The following is a 15,544-nucleotide window of genomic DNA, read 5'->3' as shown; positions in this document are numbered from 1 at the left end:
AAAATGGAAAGTGAGAAATCATATGAACATTCTTGGAATTTCATTTGGCAAAAAAAATGCAAACACGGACATTCTGGTCAAGGAAGCCCTCTACGGCTGCCGTGAGGCAGATGCGGATGCGGAGATCCGTTTTGTTAATACCTGCAATATGAACATTGGAAGGTGCAGGGGATGCGGGGCCTGCTCCACTGCGTTGGAAAAGGGAAAAGATAATGACTGCGTTTTCAAGGATGATTTTCAGGAACTGGAAAACCAGGTCCGCTGGGCAGATGCCATTATTCTTGGGGCTCCCGTCTATGTTCTGCAACCTGTGGGTCAGTTTAAAGATTTTGTAGATCGATTCTCTTGCAGACATGACTATTCGGCAATTACCTGGGTTCTGGACAAAAGAAGAAAGGGAGAAATGCCGGGTAATGCAGATGACTTCCCAATGGAACGGTTGAAGAAGAGAACAGTTTCTTATATTTCTGTAGGCGGGGCGTCAACAGAGAATTGGACATCCATGGGAACCGCGACGCTTCATCTGTTCGGATTCCCACCTATGATGAAGGTAATGGGAAATTACAATGCAAACTCCATGGGTACGATTGCAAATCCGTATCTTGACGATCAACTGATGAATGATATGCATGAAATGGGGAGACGGACGGTTCAGGGATACGATGATGACAGCGTAGAGTTCTTCCAGAGCACAGCCAAGCCGGCAGGGGTATGTCCGGTTTGCCATCAGAGAATCATCACCATTCTTCCGGGTACTACCCGTGTAGAATGCCCGATTTGTGGAATCGAGGGTGAGCTTTCCATCGAAAATGGCGCGGTTCATGTCGAATTTTCCAAGGAACAGCAGGAGCGGGCAAGAGGAACCTTCAAGGGACTTCGCGAGCACACCGTGGAAATTCAGGGCTTCGGAGCGATTTGTGCGCCGAAGATCATGAATAATAAAGAGAAGCTGGACAAACTGATGAAGGAAAGAATCCGGAATTTCGATACGGCTATTCAAAATAAGTAAAGATACAGGTACGGCTTGTCACAGGTGGCGCATGAGAAGAGATCCATGCAAAACCACGGTGACAAGCCGGTTTTTTAGGAATCTTTTATTCCGGATGTCGGTTTTGTGTCGAGATAGAGCCGACGGTATATTTCACTGAGCGTCAGTATAAATGTTTCAGAAAGAAGGACGCTTTCAATCAGATTCCGAATTAACAAAATCGTGGTATGGAATGGAAGTAATACACTCAAATACTTTTTTCACAATTGGACGCTGTGAACGGCTTTGAGCGATTATGTATCTGGTACATTGGGGTTCAGAGATCGGTATAAAGCATACTTGGGGTGGGGCGGGAGTTCTGGCAGGAGCCAGGGCGACACCGATTCCTGCGCGGCATTCCTGTAATTCATATATAACGCCAATTGAATAAAAAGAAACCTCAGGTAAGATTGAGGTGTCATCTGACCGGATGAAACACACAACAATCGAATCGGAGGTTTCACTATGAAATACTAAACAGAATGAACGGATTTCTCAAGTCTCTTCGGATACTCTTGTTATCGGAGTCGATATCGGCGAGGAGAAGCACTACGCAAGGGCGTTTGATTACAGAGGTCTAGAGTTCTCAAGAAGAGCTCTTTCATTTAGCAACTCAGCTGCCGGATTCAACATATTTTACAAGTGGCTGGAAGAAATAAAAGAACGTACCAGAATGAAGAAGGTAATCATCGGCTGTGAGCCGACGGGGCACTACTGGTTCACATTTCAGAAGTTTCTCCATGATCACAAACTGAAACTGGTAGTTGTAAATCCGTACAGTGTTAACAGAAGCAAGGAACTTGATGATAACAGTCCTGAGAAGGACGACATCAAAGATCCCAAGACGATAGCCGGACTGGTAAGGGAAGGCAGATACAGTACAGCATATATACCGGAAGGTAACTATGCGGAGATCAGAGAAGCACAGGTGTGCCGGGATCAGATCATGAAACAGCACGTAAGACTATCGAATCAGATCCAGACATGGCTACAGCAGTACTTCCCGGAATATCTGGAAGTTTACAATAAGTTCGATGCAGAAAGCGGGTTTCTGGTACTTGAGAAGGCACCACTTCCAGCAGACATCATAAAGCTTGGTGCAGAAGGGATAAAGCAGATCTGGAAGGACGCGAAGCTGCGCGGGAGATTAGGAATCAGCAGGGCACAGACCCTTATAGAAGCAGCGCAGGAAAGCGTCGGACTGCAAGGTGGAGAAGCAGCCAGGTTCCGTATCTGGGTGCTGATCAGCGATTACCGCAGGAAGCAGGAACAGCTTGAGCGGGTTGATGAAATTCTGCAGAAAAAGGTGATGTTAGTACCGAACGTGGAGAAACTGTTCGCCATAAAAGGAGTAGGGTTCAGCTCGGTTGCGGGATTTATAGCAGAGGTAGGTGATATCGGACGTTTCACCGATCCGAAACAGATCCAGAAACTTGCGGGACTGGAGATTACAAAACTTAGTTCCGGTAAGCGGAAAGGCAAGCCCGGGATCAGCAAGCGCGGGAGGCGAAGACTGCGCAGGGTGATGTATGAAGCAGCAAGGGCGTTGATGATATGGGATCCAGCGTTCGGCGATCTGTTCCTGTATTATCGCAACAGGATGTGTCATCCGCTGGGTAGCATGCAGGCAAAGATAGCGGTGGAATGCAAGGCAATACGGGTGTTCTACGCGATCCTGAAGCATGGATGTGACTATGATCCGAAGAAGCTGCAGAAGGACATCATCAGGCCGGCAACGGCATAACAGCAACAAGTAAACAAACAGCACGAATGTAACAGGGAACGTCCGCCAGATGATCAATTGGCGCTGAATTACAGGAGTGCTCCCTACGAAGACAAAGCAGAGCGAAGCTGCTGAAGCATATCGTTTGGGGCAAGACCCCGTATAGGAGCAAGAGCGGCGCCCGAACTATGGACAGGCTGAACGAAGGAATTTGGGACATCAGCTGAGCAATGGATGATCCTGTTAGACATGAGAGGGTGGCAGCCATAGGGAACCAAGGGGAACGATTCGCCTTCATAAAAAGGATGACGTTTTATTTCATGAACCTTTATTCCTGGAAAAGCAGCACAGAGAAGCATCAGGATGCAGCTTTTCGCCCATACATTGTTTTGTCTGTAGTCCAAGAAACTTTATGACACTGCCAGAGATGGCTTGAAATCAGGCTTCTTTGGTAAATATGCATAAAAGAAAGTAGAGAGATAAAAAGATATGGTAATCGTATTAAATGATAACAGAGTAAAAGATGTAGCGGCATATATGCCTCTGGCAAAAGCATTTGCAGAAGATACAAAAACAGAAAAAGGCTGTATTGAAATGAATGTCGGAGTTGATCACAAAGTTCCAGGCAGAGTTATATTTGTATCAAAATGGGAAACGAAAGAAGATTTTATGAATAGTATTGGCGGACCTGCTTTTCAGAAGCATATACCTATGATGGGACAGTACTATATCTCCGGACAGGATATTTTTCTGGAAGAATGTTAATGAAAAATCTGCCCCTTTTGGTTCGGCTGTGAAATGTGAAAAGTCTAGAACCAGTCTGACAGCAGATTTTTCGATTGGTTATTTAATGGTTAAAGCGGATCAGCTTAGGCGTCAGAAGAGATAAAAGGTTTATTATACAGTGATCCAAAATAAGTGATCCGGATGAAAAAGTCATAACTGGAAAGGAAATTTTGACTTCAAATTAAAAAGGCAAAGATAAGAGTTCTGAAAAAAGGGTTCACGTCACGTGCAAGGAAGCAGCTGGTTTAATACAGTTTGTGGCACGACTTATCGTATGGGCGTTTACTTAACATGTAGACGTTTGGTTCCGGCAATCCGGAAGGGAGGAAGATCATGGGATTTGCGATGAGAATGAATCTGAACGGATCGATTGTAAAGACTGATACCTTCAGAAACTATTATATTAACGGGAGAAAAAACGGTTTTGAATTTGATGTTCAGCTTGCCTATTATAGAGGACATTATCTCTCGGACATCGATTTGCTGGAAGTATGGTTGGATGGAGAGAAGATGCCACAAGAGGCAGTGACCTTTGAATTAAATGGAAAGGAAATGCCGGTTTACAAACTTTCTTATGCAGTTACAGAGTTTTGGAGCCAGGTGCAGCCGGCCAGGATTCGCGTTATCCGAAAAGGCGGCGTAGGAGATGGGAAGCATGAGCTGGATTTCCGTCTGATGCTTCGCGTTCCGTATATGCAAATCGGACCGGGACATGACTTTATGGCACTTGATTCGGGAGAAAAAGTTACTGTCAATGTAAAGGACCAGAAGGAAGGTGAGACAGAATGAGCCAGATGAAGCTGGGTGCAACCCTGTTTTGCTACGGAACAGAATATGCAAGATTTCAGTATGATTTTGAGGAATGCGTAAAGCAAGCGGCACTTGCAGGAGCATCGGGGTATGAGATCGTTGCGACGCAGATGATTCCTTCTTACCCGAATGTCAGTGATGAATTTCTGGGACTGGTTAACGATTTGAAACGTAAATACGGAATAGGTCCGGTGTCCTACGGAGCAAATAACGATAAAGGAATGCGGACAGACCGAAATCTGACGGATGATGAAATGCTGGCTGATGCAATCATCGATCTGAAATCGGCAAATAAGCTTGGATGTAAGGTCATGCGGGTTCAGTACATGATGAGCCCGGAGGCATTTGCCCGGCTTGCGCCATATGCGGAGCTCTTTGATGTACGATGCGGCATTGAGATTCACAACCCGGAGACACCGGGTTCGCCTGTGATGCAGAGATATCTGGATGTTATCAGACAGACCGGATCTAAATATCTGGGGTTTGTGCCGGATTTTGGATTTCTGGCAGTACATCCGAATCGTCCGCAATGGATCAAAGCCTTAAAAGCAGGAGTAAAGGAAGAGCATCTTCTGCTTGCCCAAAGGTTGCGTGAGAAAGGCGTGTCTCAGGAGACAGCGGTGAAAGAGGTTATGGCGGCCGGCGCCTCTGCAGCGATCATGCCTGCTCTTGCCGGTATGTGGGGATATGTTCAATTTCATGATGAGAGCGCACTCTCCGGTCTGCTTCAGGAACTGAAAGACATTCTTCCGTACAGCGTGGAGTGTCATTGCAAATATCACTATCTTGATAAGGATTTCCAAGAGGCAAGCATTCCTTATGCCAGGATCTTTCCGGTGTTAAAAGATTCAGATTTTAACGGATATCTGATTTGTGAATACGAAGATGAACTTGGCTGCGGCGGGACTGAATATACAAAGAGAATGTTCCAGATGGAGAAAAGGCTGCTGGATTTGTAACGCGTTTGATATGGTGATACATAATCAGGGATTCGGATGAGGGAAGTATAGGAGAAAACACATTTTAAGTGATAGGACAGTATAAGTGATAATACAGGAACGGCTTGTCACATGCGGCGCGTGAGAAAGATTCACGTAAACTGCAGGTGATAAGCCGTTCTTGTTTTTAAGAATTTTTTGTTCCGGATGCCGGTTTTGTGTCGAGATAGAGCCGACGGTATATTTCACTGAGCGTCAGTATAAATGTTTCAGAAAGAAGGACGCTTTCCAGGGCATTGGAAATATCCACTCCCTGAAACAGCTGCTGATCGACAAATTCTGCATACTGACTTTCTTTGGAACTGAGAAGAATTACGTAAGCACCGGTATGGCGGATTTTCCGGAAGACAGGGGTCATATCCATTGTTTCTGCGTGTTCGATGGTCTGGCTGAAAATGATAGAACGGCTGGTCAGTGTATCCGCATAAAGCATGATCTCGGGTGGCAATTCCGCTACACAGGTCTCAATTCCGGTCATGGCGAGATTCTGCTGGAAGGAGTTGATGGCAGCTGTGTGATAAGGAAAGAAAAAACAAACTTTGTCGGCTTCGTGAATCTGCCGGGCGAGTGTGGTAAGGGAATCTTCCCGAAATGTTTTCTGCATCAAAACATGTGTGGATTCCATCTGCTCTGAAATCTTCCGGATTAATGCGCCGTTGTCGTTCAGCCGGGATGTGTCCATCAGGCGATTATAATAGGAGTAGTGGTGAACTGCCTGTCTCAGCTCATAGTGAAAGTCCTGATAATTTCCGTAGCCGAGCATGGACAGCATTCGGCGTATCGTTGTACGGGAGGAGTCGGTCAGATCTGCGAGCTCATAGATATTGGATTCCGCAGCTTCCGGCAGGTGCGTAAGAATATTTTTGATCACGCTTCGATAAGTACTGTCCGGCATCAGGTGATCATACAATCCGATAAGATTCTGAAGTACATTCATGGCTTTACTCTTATAAAACAGTATCCCGATAAGGGGAAGGGCTGGTCTAATCTTTCTATTTGTGATTGTGATAAATCTATTTCTGCATTGACCCGGTTACGCAGACAATGCGATGTGGGTCATGATTTTTGACACTGTAACTATTTTATCAGGAAATTCTTAAATTACAACGTTCAGGTTTCAAATCTGATACCAATGCATCTTGTACGGCACCTGTGCGCTGATAATGAAACCAAAGAACCCTATATAGAACGCGGGCCAAGAGGACGTTCGATATACTTATATTCAAGAACAGAGCAGTGCTGCATCAGGATGAGTGAAAATTGGCGGGCAGAACTGCTGAAGACTGTTGAATGTAGGAGGAGGGTTTTCTATGAAACTGAGTTTATGTCTGGATTTGCTGTATCTTGAGATCGGCCCTACAGGCCCTGTATTTGCGGATACAGAAAAGCTGCTGGTGGGAATGGACCTCGCGAAGAAGACTGGCATTGATACCGTGGAATTCTGGGACTGGTACGGGAGAGACTGGAAACGTCTGCTTGAGAAGAAAAAGGAGCTTGGGCTGAACGTTTCTGCTATTTGCGCAAAAGACAGAGGAAATCTGGATGATCCGTCGAAACTGGACGAAGCGCTGGCCGGACTCAAGGAGACGCTTGAAGTTGCCAGGCAGTTTGAGTGTCCGAATGTCATTGTAACTGCCGGGGCCAATTCTGCAGTGGATCATGAGGAACACAAAAAGGCAATCATCGCAGGATTAAAAAAGATGGCTCCGCTTGCGGAAGAGGCCGGAATCACACTGATTCTGGAGCCGATTTCCGGGGAGTATTTTACCGATTCTGAGGAAGCCTTTGATATCATCCGGCAGGTTGAAAGTCCAAGGGTTCGTCTGCTCTATGATATCTTCCATTTTCAGTGCATGGAGGGCAATATCATCCAGACCGTCACGGAGAATATCGGGAAAATCGGCCACTTCCATGCGGCCTCTGTGCCAGGAAGAAATGAGATTACCAGAGGAGAGCTGAACTATCCGGCAGTCATTCACGCGATTCAGGAATCGGGATATCAGGGATGCTTTGGACTTGAGTACCTGCCGACGGCAGGCAAAGAGGAGAGTGTACTTGCCTGCAAGGCGCTTTTCGAAAAGAGTCTCTGAGCGCAGGCTGCAGATACTGTGGGACTATAGAACCACAGAGCTATAGAACCATAGAACGCAGGGCAAGATGAACAAAGAACGAGGTCAATCAGAACACGAAAATACAAGGAAATTAACAGGGAGGAAAAAGATGAAAACTTTGCACATTGCTATTATCGGTACCGGCGTCATTGCTACAACAAAACATATTCCGAATCTGATCAAGAGAGATGATGTAGAAATCACCGTGCTCTGTGATGTGGATACGGAGAAAGCACAGAAGGTAAAGGAAGAGTTTGGCCTTAACGGCGCTGTGATTACGCCGGATTGGAGAGAGGTGGTTCGCAGCAAGGATGTGGACGTGGTGCATGTGTGCACACCGAATCCACTCCATTATGAGATCACGATGGCGGCATTTGAGAACGGAAAACACGTTCACTGTGAAAAACCGATCGCGCTGAACTATCGGGATGCAAAGACCATGGCGGATACAGCGAAGGCAGCACATCTGAAGTTCACTACGGGTACTCAGTGGAGATACAATCCGGCACCGATGCGTATGAAACAGATGGTTAAGGACGGTGTATTCGGAGATATTTTTTACATCAAATCCCAGCAGCTTCGGCCCAGAAGGCTTCCTGCATATGGCGTGTATACGTCTAAGGAGCTGAACGGAGGTGGCGTTCTGATGGATGGCGGCCCTCATTCCATTGATCTTCCGATGTGGCTCACAGACAACTATGAAGTGGAAAGCGTGAGAGGCGTAACCTTTGATAAGATGAAGAATTTTCCGGAGGGAAATGACCTGGGTCCGTGGGATCCGAAACATTTTGATGTGGAGGACACCGCAATGGCCATGATCACGATGAAGAATGGTATGCTCATTTACATGGAAACAGCGTGGGCAAGCAATCTTATCCAGCCTGCCATGGGCGTGGTAGCTGAGATCTGCGGAAATAAGGCTGGCGCAGATATGGTCGGACCGGGATTCGAAGATCACGTTCGTCTCACAAGAGTAGTTGATGGAAAACTTACTACTACCACAGAGAAAATTGAAGAGAAAATGGATATGAATGCTTACGATATCAATCATTGGATTGACGCAATTCAGAGTGACGGAGATCCTGCCGTGCTTCCTGAGCAGGCGGTTACGGTAGTGCGTGTGGTAGAAGCTATCTACAAATCCGCAGCAACGGGTGAAACGATACATTTTTGATGGAAGAAAAATAATACTTCCCGGATAAAACGGGAGATTGGCAAGGTATTGGGGGAACTAATATGAAGGCAAAAAGGATTGTTGCGATAATAGCGGCTGCAGCAGCCGCAGTATCATTAGCGGGCTGCGGCTCCGCTTCCGGGAAAGCAGGAGGAAATGTAAAGTCAGGTTCGCAGACGGCATCTTCCGTTGTGGCGGATGAAAAATCGAACACAGGTGTAGAAGGTGTTCTGGACGCAAATGCAGATCCGAAAAATACGGAGACATCAGATGAAACGGTAACGGTTGCATTTTCGGCGGAGCCGTCTGGTCTTTGGGGAGCTGGAACCGGAAAAGTGGAGAACGAAGCACAGATTGTTGACGCTGCCATCATGGACGGTCTGGTATCGGTTGACAGAACCAGCGGTGAAGTAGTTCCCAGACTGGCAAAATCCTGGGACTGGGTGGACAGTACACACTGTAAATTTACTCTGCGTGATGATGTTACTATGACAGATGGCACGCCTCTTGTGGCTGACGATGTCGTATATTCTGTAAACTGCTGGATGGAGTACAGTGCAAGCAGCGATACCGGGCGTTTTCTGAGCGGAGCAGAAGCTGATGATGAGCACACGGTGACCATCGGATTTAATACAGAGGCACCGGATATGCTTTACATGCTGGCCTGGTCGAACTTCGGGATTGTGTCTGAGGATGAAGTGAATGCATTGGGAGGACCGGAAGCCGCGGATAAGAATCCGGTTATGGGAGTCGGACGCTATAGGTTCAAAGAATGGAAGAACGGACAGTACATTACTCTGGAACGCAATGATAATTATTATGACAAGGATTATAAAGGATATTTCAAAGAGATCAAGCTGATCTTTGTAGCGGATGCTGCATCACGTGAGATGTCGGTAGAATCCGGAGATATTCAGGTGGCTTATGATATGCCGCTGAATACAGCAGTTTCTTTTGTAGGGAATCCTTCTGACAATGTAATTGCTTATTCCTTCGGGCAGGTGACGCACCTTTGGTATAATATGGGAAATAAAGCCGGCGCAACCAAGGATCTGAAGGTCAGACAGGCAATCGACAAAGCCATTGACTTTGACGCAGTGGCAAATGTGGGAACCGCAGGTTTTTCGGGGCCGGCTCTCGGTTACTTTGAAGAGAGCAGCCCATATTATACGGAAACTTTCACTCCTGAAGAGAGAAAACAGGATATTGAAGGAGCTAAGGAACTTCTGAAGGAAGCGGGATATGAGAACGGACTGGATATAACCATTGTCGGGATGCAGGATATGTCGAACATGTTCACAGTGCTCCAGGAGAGTCTGAGACAGGCGGGAATCAATCTTACCATCAACATCGTAGACACCCCGCAGTTTGTGCAGGCGGCGAACGGAGGCGACTATGACATCATCTGTGTGGGTGATCTCTGCGATGCCCGCTATCCGGCTATGATGCCTTTCTTTATACAGTCCTGTATTGATAATTTCAATATCGGCGGGTCAAAATACACCACACCGGAGATTGAGGAGCAGGTTAAGGCGTTTATCGCGGAAACAGACCGTTCAAAGGCAAAGGAAGAAGCTGCTGCATTGGAACAGACCTGGAAGAAGGACATGTATTTCTCCAATATGTACAAGGAGATGAAGGCTGCGATCACAGCTAAGGATATCAAAGGCTATTATACAATAGAAAGAGGATTTATAGATTTAACCACTTTGTACAAATGATATTTTAATAGGCACAGGCAGTCTGATATCTGCCTGTGTCTGAGAATCGGGCGGCTTAATCCGGAAATGGGATTGAACCACCCGATTTTCTCTGCTTGCCGGACAATATGAGCAAACGCCTTTTTGATGGCGTATATTAGAGAATATGAGTAAACACCCATTCCCTGATCTCGTGAGGGCGAAGGTGAAAATGCAGGTGCAAATCGGGGTCGGCCTGCATGAAGGAAATATTCTGTCTTGGAACAGAGGTCTCCCGGTAGTAGGAAATTTCATCGTTTCGAAGATTCATAATTGCTTTTTCGAGATCCTCGGAGTTGATTCCGCTGGATTCCATGATACGCAGGTATTTGTCCAGAACACTTCCATTGGCGCGGTTCAGGATATATTCTGTCACTTTGTAACGTCCGGATGGAAGACCGGAAATTCTGATATTCCATGTCTCGTTTTCTTCTTCGTTAAAAACAGAATAAGTTTCCTCTATTTTCAGATGCCGGTCCGGCGACATACAGAAGGCAGGGCTGAAGTGCGCATAGTTATATACGAGCAGCTGAAAGCTTTGCCCGGAATTTCTGGTGAAGCAGTAGTTTCTGCCGGAGCTGCACAGATAAGATCCGAGACGCCTCAACATCTGAAAGCTGTGAAAGACAGGCATCTGGATTCCATTTGCGGCGATCAGGGCGGATTGTTCGTGTGACGGAGAGATAAAGGAGGACATTCTTCTGGTATCAATCAGGGTCGAGTAAATGATCTGGTCACACAGAGATCTCAGATTAAGGACGTTATAACACAGGAAAGCACTTTGAAAGCAGGATTGAACCGGATAAGCAGAGCCGAAGAGCATGGATCCGATGTCCGTGAGACGGACGGGGATATTTCGGTATAGTGGATATTTCCGGATTGTTTCGAGACAGGCTTTCAGCTGAAGAAACAGACAGTCCCGACGCGGTGACATCAGTGTTTCCTTTATTGACACTGTGGGCGTGTGCTCGTATAAGTACCCGAAGAATGAAAAAAATCCGAACGATATCATCTCCTGTGACAGCCCATCCAGCAGATTCTGCAGCTCGTGTATGCCGAAAAACATTGGAAACTGAGGCCCTCCCAGCTGAACTTCCGGAAGAAACTGATGAAGATGGCTCTGGTAATATCGGAAGCGAGCTGCATAGTCAGAGGCTTTTTCCAGAGAATACTCGCCGGGTCTTCGCAAAACGGAAAGCTCAAAGTGCCAGGTATTCATATATGGAAGACCGTAGCTGTTGATCAGGTGCCGAAGTACTGCGTTTAGTATGTGTGGATTCTGGGAGAGGTCATGCTGACCAGCGGGATCTCCGTGATCATGATTATAAGTAAAATCTACAAAAAGGGAGATATTTCTCTGCCTGGCAGATTCAACGGCAAGATCGAGATTGGAAAAGTCCAATGCTCCGTTTCGGGGATTTATGCGAACCAGTTCTTCCGTGAAGAGGTTAAAGCATCGGAAGCAGCGAAAAGGAAGACGATCTCCATATGTTTCAAGGCCGAGAAAAAATGAATCCTTCAGCATGTTGGAGAGCGGACCGATGTTAATGGTATCCTGCCAGTTTTTTTGAAAAGGGGTCAATTCGTCGGAGGAAAGCGTCAGATTCATGCTGACCGGCTGGCTGGCAATATTCTGCCATGTAATCTGTGCGCTGACTGCGTCAGGATTCTTCCCTTCTGTTTTCTTGCGGGTCCGATAAACGGCAGGGGGCATTCCGTATTTGGCGCGAAATGCTTTTTCCATGGATGAAATTCCGGGAAAGCCGTTGGTAAGTGCGATATCCGTGATAGAGCGGTTGGTGTTTTCAATGTCAAAGACGGCATGCTCCAGCCTTATCTCCCGCAGAAGTGTGGAAAAAGTTTTTCCAAAATTCTTTCTTATAAATTGAGACAGATACTGCGGAGTCAGAAAAAATGTACTGGCCAGTCCGGACAGAGACAGGGGCTGACCATAGTTGGCTTCAAGAAAGTCGTAAAGCTTCTGGGCCCTGGACTCTGCTGAGGTGTTCGAAAATCTGGCGGATAGTGCGGCGGTATGGGTGAATCTCTGGCTAAGCTGCTCGAGCAGTTCAAGCAGCAGGGACAAAATGAGAGTTTCATCCTGATTTGTAATGTAGGCGGAGCCGATTCGTATCAATATATCAATAAGGGTCGGGTAATAGGGATTGTCGCTGTCCTTGACCGAATTGCAGAGAATTGATCTGCCGTCTTCTTCTATGGTACTGATAAAGGAACGGTTGACGGAAATACAGAGAAGAGAATCTGTATCTACAGAGATACAGGAGAATTCCTTCTCGGGAGCAATCAGAATCACGCCGTGATGAGGAAGAATACAGGGAACAGATTCATCCGGAAGGATAAGCGTGATGGATCCGCTGAGGGGGATAAAGAATCGAAAGTCTTCTGATGCCGGCGCGTGCAGATAAAACGTATTCAGGATATGAGCGTGGATATCAACATGGATATGTCTGTTTATTTTCATGCAAATACCTCCAGTCATTTCTTTGTCTCTTGATTTTCATAGATTAGTTGACACTACCCTATTCTTTGATTTTGTATTCACCATTTGCTCCTTAAGTCCTTATATATGCTTCTCAAGCGTTACCAGGCGGACTTCATTGTAACTCAGAGAAGCGGTCAGGTCGAAATGGTCTTCGACGGTTACTGCCTGTATCTCGACAGCTGGAGCGGAATCATGGAGAAGAAATTCATACTCCTCCGCACGGAGATCATTCCAGTAATTGAGCTTTCGCCAGCTGTTCAGTATATTTCCGTGAAGCAGGTCGATCTGTTCTTCACGCATCAGATAATTGCCTGGTTCGACGCCTCTGATACGCAGCGTCAGATCCAGCGGGGGTTCACTCTCAAAGGCAGAAAACGGATAGTGAAGGACATCTTTTCCGCGGGGAGTCATGGCAAACTCCTTATTCAGCCGAACCAGACGGAAAAACAGGATGTGCCAGTTTGCCCCGTTTCTCGTTACGATATAGTTTCGTGATCGCGCGACACAGATATTATCCAGAAGATTAAGCATGCGCAGAGCATAAAAACCGGATTTCGGCAGTCCGCTGGCGGATACGATGCCGTTGCCGCCCCAGAAAGGCCTTCCGGTGATTTCGTACTGGAGAGAGGTGTCGGATGCCAGCCAGTAAGCAATTACCTGCGCAAGAGAGTGGTTCTGAATCATCTGATACACAAGATATGCTGAAGGGTAGGTGGAATCGTTGATGAAATTTCCCGAACTTGTAAAGGCTCCAAGCTCTGTTACATAGAGCGGCGTATGGGCAAAACCTTCCTCTCTGAGAATTTCACTCATAGCAGTTAGTTTGATCTGCAGCAGATCTGTCTCGGAGCTTACCGGATAATTGCCGTCATCGTGAGAATTTACCGGAAGATAAGGAAAGTAGATTACGGAAATAAAGTCCGGCCGGTGTGTCATATGGCACAGCGAGGTCAGATATGTGCGATAGCTTTCCGGTTCTCTGTAAAGATTAAAGCCGGGACCTCCAAGCCTTGCCTCGGGGAGGATATTCTTCAGAAGCGCTGCGGTCTGCTGAAAACGGCGCGAGTATTTTGACGGTGGTTCCATGGAAGCAAGGCTCGCACTGTATCGCGCCCAGAGCTCAAACTGCCACAAGGAAACTTCTTCTATTCCATAGCGGTTCACACATGCCCGGATCAGAGCCGAAAAGAGCTCCGGGAATTCTCTGTCATAGGAAGTATAGTCTGCAAGATTCCGGTAATCGCTGTTCGGATCTTCCGGTTCCTGATAGATATGAAATGGTTTGCCGCTCAGCTCGATGAACGGTTTCAGATGAAGCTTCAGCATAAAATCTACGGCGTCAAAAAAACGGCTGAAATCATAGTAAGTTCGGATTGGTGGATCAGGATGCCGGATCAGCTTTGAGAATTCCAGAAAACGTGCGTATTGAAAATGAAGCGCGTCCTGAATGATTTTCAGAGAATAACGGTATCTGGGATTTTCAAAATCAGAGGCAGCGCCTGTATTGAAGAGCACATTCCAGGGGCATCTCAGGACTTCTGAAGGAGAAGGGGAGATGTCGGCTGTGACTGTTGTGCTCGCGGGAGCTTTTTCAGGTGCGTCAAAGCTTCCGGGAAGATAATTGTAGAGATAATCCATGATCAGTGGATAGTCTGTGATTCGCATAAACTCCGGCGGCATGGGAGGAATTGCCATAAGCCGATGCAGGTTCACATACTTTCCGGGAGTGGTATGAAACGATTCTTCGAATGCCTTCAGGAAAGACGCCTGGTTAGGAAATCCGGACAGGGAAGCGACGCGCGACAGAGGCTCGTCTGTCTTCTGGAGAAGAAGGAGTGCCAGTGCCAGACGGGGCTTCGTGACAAGTTCTATGAAACCGGTATGCATTTTTTTGCGGATGAAGGAAGAAAGATACTGCGGGGTGCATCCGAGCTCTTTCGAGGCATGCTCCAGAAGACAGCGGGAGCGGTAGTTCTCATTGATATAGTTCATTAAACGGTCTTCATAGCTGTCCGTGCAATTGCTTCTTTCCGCGGAAAAATGACGCAGGAAGTCGAAGGCCAGCAGAAGAATCTGCGTTCGTGGGCCAGAGGAACGGTGGGTGTGACAGGAAGCAACGAGAGAGGCGAGATCTGCGGCGTATTCTCTCTTTTCAGAGGAGGGGTGCTGTCCGGAAAAATAGGAGAGTTCTGAATATTCCGGGCCTAACACATCTGCCAGAAGCCAGGGGTGGAATTCAAGCAGGATGACGGTGGAGCTTTTCAGAGGGATTATGGAGCAGGTTTCATCCGGTTTTATATAAAGAATGTCGGAAGGAGCAAGCAGATAGGAATCCTTATTGGTCTGGATTTTCAGACTCCCCGACAGAAGACAAAAAAAGTCAGACGAAGGCCGCTGCATTGAAAAAGACTTGGAAATCTGTCCGAAAAAGGAGCAGACAGGCGGAATAACAGATGAAATTTCGTACACTGGGCACCTCCACGGTTTTGTGCAATGAGCTATGAACCTGAAATAGTGTGTGATTTTTAAAATGATTCAGATGCAATCACATCATATACTTCGGATTATACCAGGAATTATATAAAATCACGAAGAAAAATAAAAGAAAAGATTAAAAAAACATATTAAAAAATTAATGCGCGACTCGCATGAGTGAATTTTTATATCAAAGAT

General features: G+C 46.6%; 11 protein-coding genes. 8 read left to right on the top strand and 3 right to left on the bottom strand.

Going from position 1 to position 15,544, the window contains the following annotated elements; genetic code table 11:
- Window positions 1–22 precede the first annotated feature (22 nt).
- The 5 genes from ACTQ3A_RS02010 (at window position 23) to ACTQ3A_RS01990 (ending at window position 5,305) form a co-directional block, all read left to right on the top strand.
- Window positions 23–1,009, top strand: a complete 987-nt coding sequence (locus ACTQ3A_RS02010; RefSeq protein WP_441099289.1) for an NAD(P)H-dependent oxidoreductase — start codon at window positions 23–25, stop codon at window positions 1,007–1,009.
- A 508-nt stretch (window positions 1,010–1,517) separates the two neighbouring features.
- Window positions 1,518–2,771, top strand: coding sequence for an IS110 family transposase (locus ACTQ3A_RS02005; protein WP_441099315.1), 1,254 nt, complete (start codon window positions 1,518–1,520; stop codon window positions 2,769–2,771).
- Window positions 2,772–3,239: 468 nt separating this feature from the next.
- Complete coding sequence (locus tag ACTQ3A_RS02000; RefSeq protein WP_441099288.1) at window positions 3,240–3,515, top strand: putative quinol monooxygenase; 276 nt, start codon at window positions 3,240–3,242, stop codon at window positions 3,513–3,515.
- Between the two features lie 354 nt (window positions 3,516–3,869).
- Entirely contained in the window at window positions 3,870–4,325 is a 456-nt protein-coding gene (locus ACTQ3A_RS01995) for a C-glycoside deglycosidase beta subunit domain-containing protein (RefSeq protein WP_441099287.1), read from the top strand.
- Entirely contained in the window at window positions 4,322–5,305 is a 984-nt protein-coding gene (locus tag ACTQ3A_RS01990; RefSeq protein ID WP_441099286.1) for a sugar phosphate isomerase/epimerase family protein, read from the top strand. Before ACTQ3A_RS01995 ends, ACTQ3A_RS01990 begins: the two co-directional genes overlap by 4 nt.
- A 166-nt stretch (window positions 5,306–5,471) precedes the next feature.
- Here ACTQ3A_RS01990 and ACTQ3A_RS01985 read toward each other — a convergent pair whose 3' ends face one another.
- On the bottom strand, window positions 5,472–6,281 hold the full coding sequence (locus ACTQ3A_RS01985) for a MurR/RpiR family transcriptional regulator (protein WP_441099285.1): 810 nt from the start codon (window positions 6,279–6,281) through the stop codon (window positions 5,472–5,474).
- Window positions 6,282–6,654: 373 nt separating this feature from the next.
- On the opposite strand from ACTQ3A_RS01985, the gene ACTQ3A_RS01980 reads away from it, so the two are divergent.
- From ACTQ3A_RS01980 to ACTQ3A_RS01970, 3 genes are all read left to right on the top strand, one after another.
- The gene (locus ACTQ3A_RS01980; protein ID WP_441099284.1) at window positions 6,655–7,434 is read left to right on the top strand and encodes a TIM barrel protein; all 780 of its coding nucleotides are present in this window, start codon (window positions 6,655–6,657) and stop codon (window positions 7,432–7,434) included.
- 130 nt (window positions 7,435–7,564) lie between these two features.
- The gene (locus tag ACTQ3A_RS01975; protein ID WP_441099283.1) at window positions 7,565–8,629 is read left to right on the top strand and encodes a Gfo/Idh/MocA family protein; all 1,065 of its coding nucleotides are present in this window, start codon (window positions 7,565–7,567) and stop codon (window positions 8,627–8,629) included.
- Between the two features lie 62 nt (window positions 8,630–8,691).
- Window positions 8,692–10,350, top strand: a complete 1,659-nt coding sequence (locus tag ACTQ3A_RS01970; protein ID WP_441099282.1) for an ABC transporter substrate-binding protein — start codon at window positions 8,692–8,694, stop codon at window positions 10,348–10,350.
- Between the two features lie 136 nt (window positions 10,351–10,486).
- On the opposite strand, the gene ACTQ3A_RS01965 is transcribed toward ACTQ3A_RS01970, so the two are convergent.
- Together ACTQ3A_RS01965 and ACTQ3A_RS01960 are read right to left on the bottom strand one after the other, a co-directional pair.
- Window positions 10,487–12,850 (bottom strand): helix-turn-helix domain-containing protein, encoded by a 2,364-nt coding sequence (locus tag ACTQ3A_RS01965; protein ID WP_441099281.1) that lies wholly within the window; start codon window positions 12,848–12,850, stop codon window positions 10,487–10,489.
- Between the two features lie 99 nt (window positions 12,851–12,949).
- Window positions 12,950–15,340, bottom strand: coding sequence for a GH39 family glycosyl hydrolase (locus tag ACTQ3A_RS01960; RefSeq protein WP_441099280.1), 2,391 nt, complete (start codon window positions 15,338–15,340; stop codon window positions 12,950–12,952).
- Window positions 15,341–15,544 lie beyond the last annotated feature (204 nt).

It is taken from the genome of Bilifractor sp. LCP21S3_F8 (assembly GCF_052117805.1).
In the GTDB taxonomy this organism is placed as follows: domain Bacteria; phylum Bacillota; class Clostridia; order Lachnospirales; family Lachnospiraceae; genus Bilifractor.
The sequence above is the reverse complement of the archived record's forward strand: the minus strand, read 5'-3'. Positions and strand labels throughout refer to the sequence as shown.

What these genes read in the sequence shown, in the direction of transcription:
- ACTQ3A_RS02010 (WP_441099289.1), top strand. Translation starts at nt 23, where the DNA reads ATGAACATTCTTGGAATTTCATTTGGCAAAAAAAATGCAAACACGGAC.
- ACTQ3A_RS02000 (WP_441099288.1), top strand. Translation starts at nt 3,240, where the DNA reads ATGGTAATCGTATTAAATGATAACAGAGTAAAAGATGTAGCGGCATAT.
- ACTQ3A_RS01995 (WP_441099287.1), top strand. Translation starts at nt 3,870, where the DNA reads ATGGGATTTGCGATGAGAATGAATCTGAACGGATCGATTGTAAAGACT.
- ACTQ3A_RS01990 (WP_441099286.1), top strand. Translation starts at nt 4,322, where the DNA reads ATGAGCCAGATGAAGCTGGGTGCAACCCTGTTTTGCTACGGAACAGAA.
- ACTQ3A_RS01985 (WP_441099285.1), bottom strand. Translation starts at nt 6,281, where the DNA reads ATGAATGTACTTCAGAATCTTATCGGATTGTATGATCACCTGATGCCG.
- ACTQ3A_RS01980 (WP_441099284.1), top strand. Translation starts at nt 6,655, where the DNA reads ATGAAACTGAGTTTATGTCTGGATTTGCTGTATCTTGAGATCGGCCCT.
- ACTQ3A_RS01975 (WP_441099283.1), top strand. Translation starts at nt 7,565, where the DNA reads ATGAAAACTTTGCACATTGCTATTATCGGTACCGGCGTCATTGCTACA.
- ACTQ3A_RS01970 (WP_441099282.1), top strand. Translation starts at nt 8,692, where the DNA reads ATGAAGGCAAAAAGGATTGTTGCGATAATAGCGGCTGCAGCAGCCGCA.
- ACTQ3A_RS01965 (WP_441099281.1), bottom strand. Translation starts at nt 12,850, where the DNA reads ATGAAAATAAACAGACATATCCATGTTGATATCCACGCTCATATCCTG.